The sequence below is a fragment of the Microcystis sp. Msp_OC_L_20101000_S702 genome (genome assembly GCF_007095705.1).
Classification (GTDB): domain Bacteria; phylum Cyanobacteriota; class Cyanobacteriia; order Cyanobacteriales; family Microcystaceae; genus Microcystis; species Microcystis ichthyoblabe_A.
The window spans coordinates 1-15,690 of record NZ_SFBO01000162.1 but is presented as its reverse complement, the minus strand read 5'-3'; the positions used below and the strand labels follow the sequence as shown (position 1 = coordinate 15,690).

Here is a 15,690-nt window from a genome sequence, read left to right as displayed (position 1 = left end):
AATTACACTAACATTCTATGAAATATTGGCAGGAAATTTTAGCGATCGCTCAACGAATTTTAGTAGAATTAATCCGGCGCGGGCGTAGCTTAATCCTCTGGGGCATTTTCCCGATCCTTGTCCTGCTCTTAAATGGCTATATTATGGCAGAAAAAGGCAAAATTGAGCTTGCTGAGGCAATGGCTCTGGCTACTCCTCCCACCCTCGTCGGGGCGGCACTTTTCTTTAGTTGTTTGGGGGGAACCGTGGCGACGGTAGTAGCAGAAAGGGAACAACAAACGATTAAACGGTTATTTTTATCGCCTTTAAGCGGTGTTTCCTATTTTATCGGCATTTTTCTCGCCCATTGTGCGATTGCCGCCTGTCAGACAGTTTTAGTTTATTCTATTGCTAAACAGTATGGAGCCACTTTTAAAGGCTCAATTCCTCTAGAATTATTAATTATTTTCCTTAGTATCACCGCCTATGTGGGTTTAGGATTTATCCTCGGTACTCAACTGGCGAAAAGAACAGAAGATGTTAATGCTTTGGTGGGAACTTTTGGGGTTCCTTTATTAATTTTAGGCGGCGTTTTTCTCCCCACTGCTTTATTCCCCGACAATATTCTATCTCTGGCTAAATATAACCCGATCTACCACATGAATGAAGCTTTAATTGCTGTTTGGGCAAAGGGCGAAAATCTAGAAGATATTAGCTCTCATTTTCGCTTTCTCTGTCTTTTTGCTCTAGCTATGGTAGCAGGTGGTTGGCTTACCTATCGACAAATGTTAAACCTTGAACGCCGACTGTAAATCAGTTATCAGTTATCAGTTATCAGTTATCAGTTAGAAAAGGCAAGAGTATTTATTGATTTGTCTTCCCATATCTTACACTCCCTAATCCTGCTTCCTGACTTCTGACTATCCTTATTACTTTATTAAAAATGCTGACTATTAGTAATGTCAAAAAAAATTACGGAAGACGCTTAGTATTAGATCAATTAAACTTTCATATTGAAGCGGGGGAAATTTACGGTTTACTTGGTCCAAATGGTGCGGGAAAAACCACCACTATTAACTTAATTTGTAATTTATTAAAACCCTCATCGGGAGAAATTACCTTTAATTATTTGCCAATTTCGAGAGTTACTAAAGAATTAATTGGGGTTGCCCCACAAGAAAATTTATTGTACAAATCCCTTACTTGTGAGGAAAATCTCAACTTTTTTGCTCAGATTTATGGACTCGATCGCCCCCAGCGTCGTCATCGGATTAAAAGCAGTTTATCCGCAGTAAATTTGCTCGATCGCGCCCGTAGTCCGGTGGAAACTTTAAGCGGTGGAATGCAGCGCCGGATGAATATTGCCGTGGCTATTGTTCATCAGCCAAAATTATTAATTCTCGATGAACCAACTACTGGTTTAGACATCGAATCTCGCTATGAAATTTGGGATTTAATCGGAGAATTACGGCGACAGGGAATGACAATTTTATTAACTACCCACCTCCTCGATGAAGCACAGCGTCTCTGTCAACGTATCGGCATTTTAAAACAAGGTCGTATTATTGCCGAAGGTAATTTAAATCAGCTGCGTCAGCATATTCCTGCTAAGGAAATTATTATCATGGATACCCAGGATCAAGAAGCGGCAATTAATCGAGGGAAACAATTAGGATTTACTCCCAAATTTTACGGTAAAGATTTAGCTTTTTGGTTAGATGAACATCTAGAATTAAGCGAGATTATTCAGGCATTCGATGGCATTAATATTGATTCTCTCGCCCGTCAGACGGTACAGTTAGAACATATTTATATGGAAATTATGAATCAATTTTAACACCGTTTTTGAGAATTCAGGTTGATGATCAGCATTTTTGCGGCAATTGACCTCAATTAAGCTAAATCACCGTTTTTTTACCGTCATGATCATCTATAATTTTTGGATAGGTTCTATTAATTGGAGACAAAATCAATGATGAAATTAACCTCTATCACTGGGTTATTGGGTCTATCGGCGGTATTATTAAGCTTACATCTACCGGCAGCGGCGCAAAATTGTCGGCCACTTTCTTTATTAGGGGGTGAAGGTAGTGAAGTTACCAAAAGCGTCTCACAACCCACTGTTCCAGGGCCTTTCGGTGTCACGATAACTCGTAATAATTGGAATACCGATTGGGCAGTTCCGGGGGGGAGACGTTTTCAGAGGTTTATCGTTACGGTTTCTGTCCCCCGGGCTGCCTCCTTCGATATCCGGCTGTTTCTCAAGTATAGCGATCAAACTAACGAGGAATTTTTTAATACTAATGGAGTACGAATCGAACCCGATAAACCCTTAACAATTACTGCCACAGTCCGGGCAAATGATCAACCTTTTCTAGTCAATCTTTTTGTCAATGGTATTCAGCACATCGGTAATACCTACACCGCTTCTGTTGTCGGTTGTGAACGATAAAATATATAGGGTGTGCTGAAAAAGTTTTTTGGTGGGGGCAGGGTGTGGGGTTTTAAGCTAAGAGGCATTTTAATCGCCTATCCGATTAGCTGAATCTCTCCCAATCCCTTTACTGTTGCCTCTTGTTTCATCTCAACAGGCAATTTATACTAAATCCAGTTATTAAAGACTGATTATCTATTCCTCCTTTTGCCTCTTGCCTATCCTCCTAAGTAGCCTATACTCAACGGATTTAGTATTAAATGCGCGGGCAGCCCCGGACTTTACTCTCTACCCCGATTGACCTTCAGTGGGACAATTAGAGCAATGCACAATTAAGGATTTTTGTCAAGAAAATAATATTAAAATTATTATTGATGTCTGCCATCCTCACGCCCAAATTATCTGGCAATTAGCGATTAATTACGCTACCCTAACTAATATCCCTCCATTTGCCTCGATTTAGAACTGGCTTTTATCTGTCCCCACCTCAATCATCGATTTTTTTCCAGAATCTTATGTCTGAAACTATCACTCCCGCCATTAGCGATCGCATCTGTAAACACATGAATAAAGATCACGGTGATGCCGTGCTTTTCTACGCTCAAGTTTACGGCAATATTACCGATGCAGAAACCGCTCAAATGCTATTCATCGATCCCGAAGGCATGGATTTAGCCGTAGAAAAATTAGGGGAGAGTCAAACAATTAGAATACCGTTTGAGCGCACCCTAGAATCAGCCAAGGATGCCCATAATATCCTCGTTGAGATGCTAAAAGTTAATCAAACCACCCCTTGACAAAGCTCGATTTTGCGCCATAAATCTAACAACCCTGTTGGATAAAACTTTTAGACTTTTTCGCCATTAAAAAGTGTCAGCCATGGGGGTAATCCGGGGGAAATTGAGCTACTTTTTCCCTGAAAATAGGTAAAACCCCACACCCTACCCCCCGGAAAAACTTTTTCAGCAGACCCTACTTATAGCTTGAATTGCTTTTCTATCAAAGACACGATCCAACTTCTAGGTAAAAAACGGGGCAGATTGACGATAATTTTATTAGCCAATTTACCGGCTACCACGTTGGGGCGTTTGTTTGCCAAGGCAGTTAAAGCCTCTTGTACCACCACTTCCGCCGAATCTAACCGGCCGTTTTTGCCCATAAAGGCACTGGGAAATCGGGCTACCTCAAAAAAATTAGATTCCGTCGGACCGGGGCAAAGAGCAAGGATTTTAACGCCTTTGTCTTTATTTTCTGCCCAGAGAGACTCGCTAAAACTGAGGACAAAAGCTTTTGTCGCCGCATAGACGGAAAGATAGGGCAGCGGTTGAAACCCAGCAATGGAAGCAACATTGATAATTGCCCCCCCAGTGCCAGCAAGCATGGGACGGAGAAAATAGTGGCTTAATTCCACCAATACCAGATTATTTAACTGGATCATTTCTAACTGTCGGGCTAAATCCCGCTCGCTAAAAGCGCCATAATCACCAAAACCAGCATTATTTACCAGTAAATCAACGTTGATTCCTTTTTGGTTCACCGTATCATATACTAGCTTTCCCGCCCCAGCAACGGTCAGATCTTGGACGATAACCGTCACTTTTACCCCGTATTGTTCCCCCAATTCCGCTGCTAATTGTTCTAGTTTATCCCTAGATCTAGCGACTAAAATTAGCTCCATTTGCCGTTGGGCAAGTTGACGAGCAAAGACGACACCGATACCAGTGGAAGCACCAGTAATGAGGGCTGTTTTCATAGAAGATCAACTAAAAATAGCTTTTTTGCTGGAATTGTACCACAATTACCCTTTCATTTACAGTTCTTAACTTGGCGGGGAAGACATTTTTTCAACTCAGAATATATGTTAGGCTAGAAACAGAACAAAGGTCGAGGAAGGTGCAGAAATGACAGTTATAAGCTTCACTGATCAAGATATTGCCAAATATACCGCCGCTGATATTGCTTCTTTAGCCGAACGACTAGAAAAAGATGAGTATAGCAACCCCTTCGAGGCTTTGCGGGATTGGCATCTGTTGCGAGCGATCGCTTTTCAAAGGCAGGAATTAGCCGAACCTTATCTTTATCTGTTGGATCTAGAAGCCTACGATGAGGCTTAAGGTTGCTTAGTTAAACAAAACTTAACAAAAATTACTGGGGGTGTGAGACTAGCACACCCATTATTTTTGATTATGGTATTCTCTGGCTGAAAAAACCCCTAGCTTTTTGCCCCTTATTTCCCTACTATCAATAACAAAGTATTTTTAGGCGATCGACTAAATTATGGGCAAACAATACAACGTTTATGGGATCGGTAACGCGCTCGTCGATATGGAATTTCAAGTCTCTCCTGAATTACTGCAAGAATTAGGCATCGATAAAGGAGTGATGACGCTGGTGGACGAAAATCGTCAAACCCAGTTGATGGAAAAATTGGCTCTTGATTGTAAACGCAGCGGTGGCGGATCGGCGGCGAATACCCTAGTAGCGATCGCTCAGTTGGGGGGTAAAGGTTTCTATTCCTGTAAAGTGGGCAATGACGAATTAGGCAAGTTTTATCTGCAAGATCTGCGGGCCTGTGGTTTGCATACCAATGAACACGGCGGCGAAAAAGAGGTGGGAATCACGGGAAAATGTCTAGTTTTCGTCACTCCCGATGCCGATCGCACCATGAATACTTTTCTCGGCATCACTGGGGAAATTTCCGAACGGGAATTAGTCCCCTCAGCGATCGCTAATGCCGATTATCTCTATCTCGAAGGTTATCTCGTCACCTCTCCCACTGCCAAAGCTGCCGCTATTAAAGGGCGAGAAATTGCTCAGGCGGCTGGAGTCAAAACCGCTTTATCCCTGTCGGATCCCAATATGGCGATCTTCTTCCGGGAGGGATTACTGGAAATGATCGGAACCGGGTTAGATTTCGTTTTCGCTAATGAGTCGGAAGCTTTGACTATTTCCGGCAGCGAGGAAATCGATTCAGCGATCGCCTATTTTAAAACCATTGCCAAAGGATTCGCTATCACCCGGGGTGCCAGTGGTTCTTTGATCTATGATGGCGAAAATCTCCTGGAAATTGACCCCCATCCCGTACAGGCGATCGATACCGTCGGTGCGGGGGATATGTATGCAGGTGCGTTTCTCTACGGTATTACCCACGGTATGGGTTACAAAGGGGCAGGAAATCTCGCTTCTCTAGCGGCTGCCCGGGTGGTTTCTACTTTTGGGGCGCGTTTACAAACCGAGGAAATTCAATCCCTGCGCGATTCGATCGTTTTGGGATAGGTTTTGTCAGTGATCAGCTTTCAGTCAGTAGTCAGGTTTTTTCTCCCTGCTCCCTGCTCATAGTCTTAACGAGTAATTTAGATAGGGTTTGCTGAATAAATTTGAAATGTAGGCAAAGTAAGGGAACCTTGCGTCTTCATCGGCCCGCGTCCTGTAGGGGCGAAGCATTCGGGCAATAACCTATCGGTGAAAACGTAGATTTTCTATCCGAATGCTTCGCCCGTACTTATTCAGCAAACCCTAGATAGTCATACTAAATCCTGTTTAAAAGTTATAGGAGAGTGGGGAGAAGGGAGCGGGTTTTTCAAGTTGGATTGGGGGTTAATCATGCTATTAAAAACCGATTCAGTATAACGGTAAAGTTAGACCGTCTTCACCGATAACTTTGGCTGAGTCATAGCGCCTCAATTGTAACGCGCCCACCTTCCACTGCCTCAATCTGAAGTTTAAAGCCATACAAAAGACCCATCCCCACTAACGGCTCTGCATCAGAAGCTGCCACATCAATAATCTGCTCTTGACCATCCCAGATCACAGAAGCTTTGTATATTTCAAAAACGACTTCGCTCCCGTCCCCTAATGTGCCAATATCTCGATAGTACCAAGGCAATCCCATATCTGTGATGATAGAAAGCGGTAGAGACAGAAAGCTGGTGAATCCAGTATCAATGATAGCATCGAGTGCTATTTTCGGTGAGCCAATGGGACCGACTGCCACCTTGATGATTGCTTCACAATTATTATTGACCACACCGAACATCATACGGGTTTTCTCTGGCTGCGACTGCCAAAACGGAAGACGGCTCTATGTCCAATACGAATCACCCAAGGTTGAGCATCAGGGACACGCTCATAGAGATGATCGGTAGCAGTAATCGTATCGTCGGCAAGCTCAAACGCTCCAGTTTCGATGTCGATCGCCACAATTCTCCCGTGATTTCCCTCCTCTACTTGAGAACGTACCTGAGATTCATAAATCTCATTACCACGTCGAGCGAATTCTTCTTTGCTGTAGCGGGGTTGACGAACTGTCATTTGCTTGACCCTGTGGCAACTTTTGCCCTCTATTTTAACCTAAACATCGGTAATCTTCGCTAACATTCTCCAACTGGGCCCACAAGAGCGGCATCGCACTTAAACCCACAGCTTCAATCAATGGGCATGGTGCGTTCCCCAAAATCGATCGCTGGAGCAGTAGGACTTGCATTAGGGAACGCACCCTACAAGAGCGGCCTACTGCTACGCAGTGCCTTCGGCATCGCACTGATTCAGTATAACGTTCTGGTTGAGCGGTAGTAAATTACGTTGGCAGCAACACCAATATCTCTCACCCATCCGCTCCAATGCGGTGTTATGCTGTTTTCACAAATATAGATACGGTTTCATCATATTTATATTTTTCAATAGATTTTTGATTTGAATTCTTAATAAGGCGATGCCAATTAATAATTACATCATTTCCAGATTCGCTTTGATTAAGCTGAAGTCCTAATAATAGTTCAACTTCGTTAGTACCATAATAATAATTAGATTTACTCTGGCTATGAAGTTTGGTAAGTACAGATTGAAGAGTTAGCCATGCCTCTCTACATCTTATCAGTTCTTGTAAGTTACCTTTATTATGACTGAATACAAAAATCTCATAGCTATTGATATTTGAGCTATTCATCATTTGCCCCCATTCTTGTTTAGTTAGGCGAATGTTTGGACGACTAAAAGTTATAGCTTTAACTTCTACCTTTATAGATTCATGATCTTTTTGACAAAGTAGATCATACCCATCTTCATTCGCTTGACTAACTTGGTATCCCAAATATGTATAAAACTTTTTAGCCCAATATTCTCCTTGTGTACCATATTCATTTGCTAGTTCCTTTTCGCTTACACCATCATCACAATGGAAAGCAGTTGAGGGTGTTTTACTAGGATTAAATACTGAAATGTTAGGATCAGCTAGTTCTAATGAGTAATATTCGCTAGGAATAAGATCTATGGCAATATCTCCAAATTTCTCCTTTAAGTATATGACTCCTTCTTCAAAAGTATCAGATAGTAAGATAGAAAGATGCCTTTCTTCATGTCTAACACCTAAAAATCTTCCTAACGTCTCCACTATACCATCTAGAACTCTAGGCTTTTTCCAGTCTCCAACATAATAAAAATTGTTGTCTTTAGCCCAAGAACTTCTTAATTGTTTTTCTTCTGAATTGTCATAAGACAAATAAATTTCACTGGCTTCAAAAAATGATGCTTCAGTTAATTTTTGATAAAGTCTATTATATTCAGTTTGCCAGTCCTTTTTATTTTTTGATTTTTTAACTGAAACAACAGCAATCAATGGTAAGACTTCTTTTATTTTCTTTTTTAAATCTTGTCTTTCAAATTGACCGTGAACATCAAGATTTATTTCTGTTATGACTGAAACGCCAAAAATTTTCAACAATTCTATGACTTTTTCATTTCTTTCGTCACAAAAAGCTAGTTTTTGACCTTTGAAGCCTTCAACTGTTATCACAGATAGTTCAGAGGGCTTGAAAAATGACTTTTCGTTTTCTGACAAAATAGTGTTATTTTTACCCCATTGTTCTAGTTTTTCTACATAGTTTAGGTAATCATCAGCTAATTTCTGATATATAGTCTTAATTCGTTTTTGATTTTCTTTAATTAGATCCTGATCATTAGATTTTTCTTGTGAGATCAAAGATAAAATATCTAGATAATCATCTAATCTCAAAGAAGACTTAAATGGTAAATATTCAAGCCAATTCTGAGGTATGACTCCTTCATGGTCAAAAATTGGTAAGTATTTACCACCAATCTCTTTAATTTCCTTGCTGTTAGCAAAAACATTTTTACCATTGAAACATCTACCCATCGTTGTAGGTATAATTTCTAGATTCTCAATTGCCCAATGAAAATAGTTTGCAACCTTCCAATTACTTCCGTAGTATCCCCAATGCAGTAATCCATATTGAGGCACTTGAGTAGGGTTTACATACACAAATACTTGTCGCCAAAATAATTTTGAAAAGTTATAGTTCTTTGCTAATTTTGTGTATGCAATCCTATTAAAAGTGACATCATTATTTTTTGTTACAAGATGTGGATGATAATTTTGTTGAGTTGCCTGTCTCTTAGCTTCATCAGACACAAGATCAAAATATTCATGCTCGATTAATTGTGTTTCATTGCGGTTGCTTCTTATTTCGTTCACTCGTATATTCTCACTTACTCCAATCTTAATAAAAAAAGATTTCCATTCGATTACTAAGCTGCTACTGAAATAATAACTATCCGAAACGAAAATACCGTCTACACAAATATTCTCTAATTTTAGTTGAGGCTCATAAAAATTGGAAAGAAAAGAGTCTTGAGCAGCAATAAGTGTGTTTTTTGTAGATAAAAGATTGATTTCTTTGAGTGCGGCATACAAGTTTTCGGTTAATAATCCTTTCTTATGTGCAGAAAATAGATACCTTCCAACCTTAATGGCATTTTCAACTGTGATATAATCTTCATCTTCAATTATAGTTTTTTCAATAAATGCTATATCAGTTGGTTCTTTAACACCTAATGATTCAAGCCAATCTCGAATATGAGAATTAGATTCCATTTGCTCCACTATTTCTGAATGAATAATGCTAATCGTTTCTCCATTAAATTCATCAGAGAACTCGGCATTAGGAAAGTATATCTGTTGAGGAGTTTTAAGATGTTCAAATTGATCAAATATAAATGGAATAGATTTCAGCTTGTAAATCCACTTGTAAATCCACTCCTCTTTTTCTTGACCACTTAAATGATGTTCCGATTGTTCGTAAAGATAAGAGATTAAATCAAAATTTTGTTCGATATGATGATTATCTTGAAAAGTTGTTGATCTAAGAAAAGATTCTAAGCTATCAATATCAAAGATCATTAAGCCCAAGTTTTTCAATGTGCGAATAGGCTCTAAACGAGGAATAAAAGCAGATTCATCAAAATGCGTGTTATTGATAGAATTTATATAATTAACTAAAACTTTTCTACCTACAAAATCTGAAATTTTAGTCTTATCAAAAATTGCCTCACTGACTTTTAATAATTGACCTTGCTCATTAGGTATAAATGCTATTTTATCAATTGCAGTTTTTAGACCTGCATTAAAAGAAGACTTTAATCTTGAAGAGTTATAAAGTTCATAAGGTATAAGTTTTAAGACTTGATTGTTATATTCTGATTTGGCAAGTCCAGACAGCCAGATCAAAAGCATAATTGGCATCTTCCTAAATAGCCAACTGTTCCAAGGTAAATCTTCATGTAGATGTTGTCTGCCTGCATCAGTTAAAAAGCTGGCATTTACTAAAAAAGGAAAATTATAATTTACAGATGTTGGTAGATAGGTAAAGATTAAGCTACTTTCCTTGTCAGGAATTTTGATCTGATCATTTTCTATTTGAACAGCAAATGAAAGCTCTGTCTTGTTCGATTGCCTTAGTTTTTGAGGAATGCGTACATCATTCTCCATCAAGCTTTTTGTCGAATCATCAACAGGTATCTCAAAGGTTCTCAAAAGCCATTCACTAACCTTTTGTGAATTCTTTATAAGAATAACCACACCATTCTGTGTGATTTTCTCTATTGCAAAAGTCAATGAGTTTTTAGAAATGGTGATTTTTATTTGCTTGCTTCTCAGAAAAAGCAATATTTGTGTATTAGAAAATAATTCAAATAGATCTTTTTGAAGTTTTTCGGTGTCTTGGTATCTAATAATTGTAGATACATTACTTTTTGTAGTGATTAATTTTTGCGGTAAATCAGTCCATATTGGAATAATTTGCCAAGGCATTTTAATATTTTTCTGCTTTTGTTTCCTTACTCTCTCAGCTTCCCAATCTTCTTTTATTCCCCAATTATCTTTCCAGTAACCATCCCAGTGTCCTTTGTCAAATCTAAAACAATAGTTTCCAGAATTGATAATTACTAAATCAGAATGCGAAAAAACAGATTTAAATCCTATCCCTTTGAATCCAGTTTTATTTGCATCACCTCTTTTGTTCCCATCCCCAACGCTACAGATGGATTCAATATCTACTTGTGTAAAGGGTTCGCCATTATGTGAAACTACTAAATATTGATCTACAATTTTAATAGCTAGTTCAAGACTTCCATAGGTGCTACTTGCATCATCCGCGTTCTGAAGTAATTCATAAACGAATCTTTGACTGTCAGTATAAATATCTTTTGATAAAGACTCTAGAGAATTAGCCAAATTCTGTGCTGATTCAGGACTTGTATAATCTGAATTCTGTTGGCTTAGTTTTTCTATGAATTCTTTTGATAATTTTGCCATCTTTACTAAATTGTTCTGGTTTTGCATTGTTGTCTCTATTTGACGTAAAGGGAATTTTTAAGGAATCTTATTGACTATTTTGCTGGTCAGATTTTGAAGCATAACGGTCGAATTGAGCGGCGATCTTTTTTCTCAGTTGATCACTAAAAATACCGATTACGTCCGCTCCAATGGTGTGTTATGCCTGATCGCTTTGGCAATTACTTAACCTTGACGATCACCAACTGTCTTGCAGGACTGAGCAACGAAGCGATTCATTTTTGATTACCTAGTCCCAAACTGAAACAGACAACATCAAGGGACTTCGCATTTTGGCATAACTACATAATATTGTACGAAAACTTTCTGCATAAAACTCTCCAGAGTAACGATATGAGTCAACCTTTTGTATATCACTTCATTTAGGCGCAATCGCCAGAAGTTTTCCCTATATCACGCCCAAAAGCGCGTTAGCCAGATTAGCATATTGCCAAAAACCTTGTTTAACTAAATTCCTGACAATTAGGCTCATTCTAGCGATGATTCCTCTGTCTGACCGCACCCCTTGACAGAAATTTATAATTATTCGACCTTTAGCGATCGCTATCGGGGGATAGTTGTTTTTTGTTACAGCAGTGGGGAGAAGGGAGCGGGTTTTTCAGGTTGGATTGGGGGTTAATCATACTATTAAAAACCGATTCAGTATAACGGCTAAGTTAGACCGTGTTTTCGAGATAAGGTTACAACTTCTCTGCCACTTTCAGCTTGTTGCTTTTGCAAATCAGCAAAGATGGCTTTCAAGTCATGATTGAATGACCGAGAGTACTCTTCACGAATTTTGTGGATCTCTTCCACAATCTCATCCTGAAACATAATCAACCTCCGAGAAGTTCATAGGGTTTACAAAGAATTGGCAACTCGTAGCCAAAATCAAGGCTGATCTCTGCCAACTTTCCCTGAATTTGAGCATTGGCGATGTGCTTGCAATTCCAGGTGAGCAGGTAATCCATGCCGTGAACGGTTGCGGCGGCGATATGAACAGCATCAATATCAGCTTTTGCGGGAAGGTTGCTGCGTTCCAAAAATTGCTCTGCTAAATCTAGCACAGCTTGGTTCAAGTCGAGTAAAGATAGATTAGCAAGGATTTCTAGTCGTTGAGATGCGATCACAACATCACCTTGTGAGGTTTCTTTCACGACCGCTTGGGATGAGTAAAGTTGAAAATCACCGCGACGTAATATTCCACCACTCCTTCGTCACCTCAATATTTGCGGCCACAACAATATCTCTGCTGGGTCGAGCAGTAAGATAGCCTAAGATACTGGTTTCAATATAGACGGTTTCGCTCACGGCAATCTAGAAAATCTATCCAATGCCTATCCTACCGCATTTAATCTTGGTTCTGAGGGTGTTGGGTAACAGTCGTCAACCCAACCTTGTACGTGAAATATTCTTGTCAGCATAAAGTTGCCGCAGAAAGCGGTAGTCCCTGATCAAGCAACAGCTTCATAGCGATTAGGAAGTTCAATGATGCGATCATCCAAGTAAGAAGATGCAAAAATTAGGGCTTGTCGAATATCTTCATCCTCCAGTTCCGGAAACTCTTGATGTAATTCTGCTCGATCGGGATAAGTTGCCAGTAGCTCAATCACTCGACGAACCGTAAGGCGAAGATTACGGATGCAGGGTTGCCCATTCATACGGTTTGGATTGCTCGTAATACGATCTATTTTCATTAGAGTAATTCTATTGCCTCATGATCACTTTAACCTTTAGCGGGAGTAAGGGACTTGCGCTTTGATAATGTACCATTTAGGGCTGGTCTTATTCTTCTAGAGAGCGATTTTCTGGCTGGGATATTATTCCCACGCAAGTCCCTAACTACTGGTTTAAGGTAAATCCGTCGCCCCCATTAAAAAGCGATCGCATTCCCTGGCAGCCCCGCGACCTTCATTAATCGCCCAAACCACCAAACTTTGACCACGACGACAATCCCCCGCTGCAAAGACTTTCGGTAAGCTAGTGGCAAATTGACCGTGTTCGGCCTTGATATTGCTGCGGGCATCCTTTTCTAGTCCCAAATCATCGAGTAAAGGCTGTTCTGGTCCCAAAAATCCCATGGCCAATAGAACCAATTGCGTCGGGATGACTTTTTCTGTTCCTGCCACCGGTTGGGGGATAAACTGCCCTTTTTCGTTGCGTTGCCATTCCACCTGTACCGTGTGAATCCCTGTGACGTTACCCTCGCTATCCCCCTCGAATTTAGTCGCTGTGGTGGTATAAACCCGGGGGTCATCGCCAAAACGTGCGGCTGCTTCCTCTTGTCCATAGTCCAGACGGTAGATTTTTGGCCATTCGGGCCAGGGATTATCGGCGGCCCGTTCGCGGGGCGGTTGCGGCATAATCTCTAATTGGGTGACGCTACGGCAGTTATGACGCAGGGAAGTCCCCACACAGTCGGTTCCCGTGTCACCACCGCCGATAATTACCACGTCTTTACCCGCAGCCGAGATAAAATCCTCCCCGGGCTGTCCGTCTAGTAGTGCTTTTGTATTAGCGGTGAGAAACTCCATGGCGAAGTGAATGCCCTTTAATTGGCGACCTTCGATGTTCAAATCCCGGGGTTTGGTGGCTCCGGTACAGATAACCACGGCATCATATTCGTTTAATAGGTCTTGGCTGCTGATATCCTTGCCCACTTCCGTGTTACAGACTATTTTTACCCCTTCCTGTTCCAGCATCTGGAGACGACGCAGAACCACTTCTTCCTTATCTAACTTCATGTTAGGGATACCGTACATCAACAGGCCTCCGGGTCGGTCGGCCCGTTCGTAAACCGTCACCCAGTGACCAGCTTTATTTAACTGATCGGCAGCCGCTAATCCAGCAGGTCCGGAACCAATCACAGCCACTTTTTTGCCGGTACGGATGGCGGGGGGATTGGCAGTAATCCAACCGGATTCCCAACCTTTGTCGATAATCGAACATTCAATATTTTTGATCGTAACGGGGGGATTATGAATACCGAGAACACAGGAACCCTCACAGGGAGCGGGGCAGACTCTACCGGTAAATTCGGGGAAATTATTGGTTTTATGGAGGCGATCGAGGGCTTCTCGCCACAATCCTCGATAGATTAAATCATTCCATTCGGGAATCAGGTTATTAATCGGGCAACCACTGGCCATGCCACTAATTAGGGTTCCCGTGTGACAAAATGGTGTACCACAATCCATACAACGGGCGGCCTGATTGCGGAGTTTATCTTCGGGCATGGGAAGATGAAACTCATCCCAATTATGAAGGCGATCAAGGGGGGTAAGTTCGGAAGGAAGTTCACGCAGGAATTCGATAAAGCCAGTCGGTTTGCCCATAGTCTTTGTTATCTCTGTCGTTTATCCCCTATCTTCCTTCACAGTTCGATCGATCCTCGCAACTTTACCGATTTCTTTAATCTTATCGGCAGCTCAGTGGAGTAACAGGCGGTAATTTTGACAAATTGGGTAATTAACTATTGAGTTAAAAATAGGCGATTTCAAGAGGAAGGGGGCAATTCTAAGGGGATAGCCCCGATTATTCCCTTACGAAAATCATTGAGTAACTGCATGGCTGCCCTTTCTTTATCTTCTTGATATTTGAGATTGGCCAATTTTTCGATAAAATCCTCCCCGGTTATGTCTAGAGTATTCAACCCATAACGAGATTGTAAAAGTCCTTCATAGTGTAATTCTATTAATAAATCGACAAAAGCCGCCGCTATCCTTTGGTTATCATAACCAGCATCCCCAATATCCTCACAGATAGCTAATTTCACCGCATCCTTTTGATTTTCTAAACGGGAAGGAATCACCCCCGGCGCGTCTAATAATTCTAAGGTGTCGGAAATTCGTACCCATTGTAATTGTCGCGTTACTCCGGCCCTGCGGGCGCTGGCAACGACTTTTCGCCCCAATAAACGGTTAATCAGGGCAGATTTGCCCACATTGGGAAACCCAATCACCACGGCCCGCACTGGACGCGGTAACATTCCTCTTAGTTGACGTTTTTGGTTAATTTCATCGCCAATTTTTTCCGCCGCTTTGATAATTGCTTTAACTCTTTCTCCCTGTTTAGCGTTAGTAAAATAGACGGTTTCTCCTTGACTTTTAAACCATGTTACCCATTGTTGCTGGGCAGATTCGGGAATCATATCGAGACGATTTAAGATTAATAAGCGCGGTTTATTGCCAATCCAATCGTCCACCTGGGGATGATGAGAAGCTAAGGGAATGCGAGCATCGCGCACTTCTAGGACCACATCCACGAGTTTAAGATGTTCCTTTAGTTTTCTTTCCGCTTTGGCAATATGACCAGGATACCATTGAATTAACGACATGGGAGATGGGAGTATAAAATTAGATCTTATCAGGAATAGTCCCTAGATAGCTAAGTGGGTAGGTGTTAAAAATTATCAGATTCCTCCTTATTAAGCTATTCATTCGTTACATCTTTCTTAACATAAAATTTGACAAAAAGAGAAAAGTGTGCAAGATGGCTCAAGGGAGTTCTATGGCGGAACTAAGTAGCTGGTTATAATTAGGGTTTGCTGAATAAATCTAAAAACCTTACAGGAAAGGGCTTTTAGCTTGATTGAGAGCTTCCCAAATGCACTTAAATCTGCTAGAATCTCTTAAAACCCTTGCATCACCCT

General features: G+C 40.8%; 15 protein-coding genes and 1 pseudogene. 7 read left to right on the top strand and 9 right to left on the bottom strand.

All coding sequences use genetic code 11. The features are described from left to right. Positions 1-17: 17 nt before the first annotated feature. The 5 genes from EWV60_RS17350 to EWV60_RS17330 all read left to right on the top strand — a co-directional run bounded on the left by EWV60_RS17350 (position 18) and on the right by EWV60_RS17330 (position 3,210). Positions 18-791, top strand: a complete 774-nt coding sequence (locus tag EWV60_RS17350) for an ABC transporter permease (protein ID WP_024969700.1) — start codon at positions 18-20, stop codon at positions 789-791. 131 nt (positions 792-922) lie between these two features. Further along, positions 923-1,816, top strand: a complete 894-nt coding sequence (locus EWV60_RS17345; protein WP_002732759.1) for an ABC transporter ATP-binding protein — start codon at positions 923-925, stop codon at positions 1,814-1,816. A gap of 135 nt (positions 1,817-1,951) precedes the next feature. Next, a complete protein-coding gene (locus tag EWV60_RS17340) occupies positions 1,952-2,431 on the top strand; it encodes a hypothetical protein (protein ID WP_002774825.1) in 480 nt (159 codons plus the stop codon). A gap of 289 nt (positions 2,432-2,720) precedes the next feature. Then, positions 2,721-2,876 (top strand): precorrin-6A/cobalt-precorrin-6A reductase, encoded by a 156-nt coding sequence (locus EWV60_RS17335; RefSeq protein WP_002774823.1) that lies wholly within the window; start codon positions 2,721-2,723, stop codon positions 2,874-2,876. Positions 2,877-2,928: 52 nt separating this feature from the next. Next, positions 2,929-3,210, top strand: a complete 282-nt coding sequence (locus EWV60_RS17330; RefSeq protein ID WP_002774821.1) for a DUF2470 domain-containing protein — start codon at positions 2,929-2,931, stop codon at positions 3,208-3,210. Between the two features lie 179 nt (positions 3,211-3,389). Here the strand turns inward: EWV60_RS17330 and EWV60_RS17325 are convergent, their stop codons facing one another. Beyond that, on the bottom strand, positions 3,390-4,166 hold the full coding sequence (locus tag EWV60_RS17325; protein ID WP_272104770.1) for an SDR family NAD(P)-dependent oxidoreductase: 777 nt from the start codon (positions 4,164-4,166) through the stop codon (positions 3,390-3,392). Between the two features lie 148 nt (positions 4,167-4,314). On the opposite strand from EWV60_RS17325, the gene isiD reads away from it, so the two are divergent. Together isiD and EWV60_RS17315 are read left to right on the top strand one after the other, a co-directional pair. Continuing rightward, complete coding sequence (isiD, locus tag EWV60_RS17320) at positions 4,315-4,527, top strand: protein IsiD (RefSeq protein ID WP_002732311.1); 213 nt, start codon at positions 4,315-4,317, stop codon at positions 4,525-4,527. A 163-nt stretch (positions 4,528-4,690) separates the two neighbouring features. Then, entirely contained in the window at positions 4,691-5,689 is a 999-nt protein-coding gene (locus EWV60_RS17315) for an adenosine kinase (protein ID WP_287233671.1), read from the top strand. 394 nt (positions 5,690-6,083) lie between these two features. Here EWV60_RS17315 and EWV60_RS17310 read toward each other — a convergent pair whose 3' ends face one another. The 8 genes and pseudogenes from EWV60_RS17310 to ylqF all read right to left on the bottom strand — a co-directional run bounded on the left by EWV60_RS17310 (position 6,084) and on the right by ylqF (position 15,375). After that, entirely contained in the window at positions 6,084-6,452 is a 369-nt protein-coding gene (locus EWV60_RS17310) for a clan AA aspartic protease (protein WP_287233668.1), read from the bottom strand. Continuing rightward, complete coding sequence (locus tag EWV60_RS17305) at positions 6,449-6,724, bottom strand: hypothetical protein (RefSeq protein WP_002774813.1); 276 nt, start codon at positions 6,722-6,724, stop codon at positions 6,449-6,451. Before EWV60_RS17305 ends, EWV60_RS17310 begins: the two co-directional genes overlap by 4 nt. A 316-nt stretch (positions 6,725-7,040) precedes the next feature. After that, on the bottom strand, positions 7,041-11,048 hold the full coding sequence (locus EWV60_RS17300; RefSeq protein ID WP_287233665.1) for a sacsin N-terminal ATP-binding-like domain-containing protein: 4,008 nt from the start codon (positions 11,046-11,048) through the stop codon (positions 7,041-7,043). A gap of 663 nt (positions 11,049-11,711) precedes the next feature. Next, a complete protein-coding gene (locus tag EWV60_RS17295) occupies positions 11,712-11,873 on the bottom strand; it encodes a hypothetical protein (RefSeq protein WP_192575067.1) in 162 nt (53 codons plus the stop codon). A 2-nt stretch (positions 11,874-11,875) separates the two neighbouring features. Then, positions 11,876-12,350: pseudogene (locus tag EWV60_RS17290) on the bottom strand (type II toxin-antitoxin system VapC family toxin). A gap of 143 nt (positions 12,351-12,493) precedes the next feature. Beyond that, positions 12,494-12,736: a DUF433 domain-containing protein gene (locus EWV60_RS17285; protein ID WP_036396939.1), complete on the bottom strand. Its 243-nt coding sequence runs from the start codon at positions 12,734-12,736 to the stop codon at positions 12,494-12,496. Positions 12,737-12,889: 153 nt separating this feature from the next. Further along, positions 12,890-14,374: a glutamate synthase subunit beta gene (locus EWV60_RS17280; RefSeq protein ID WP_287233659.1), complete on the bottom strand. Its 1,485-nt coding sequence runs from the start codon at positions 14,372-14,374 to the stop codon at positions 12,890-12,892. Positions 14,375-14,535: 161 nt separating this feature from the next. Then, positions 14,536-15,375, bottom strand: a complete 840-nt coding sequence (ylqF, locus tag EWV60_RS17275; RefSeq protein ID WP_002793875.1) for a ribosome biogenesis GTPase YlqF — start codon at positions 15,373-15,375, stop codon at positions 14,536-14,538. Between the last annotated feature and the right edge of the window lie 315 nt (positions 15,376-15,690).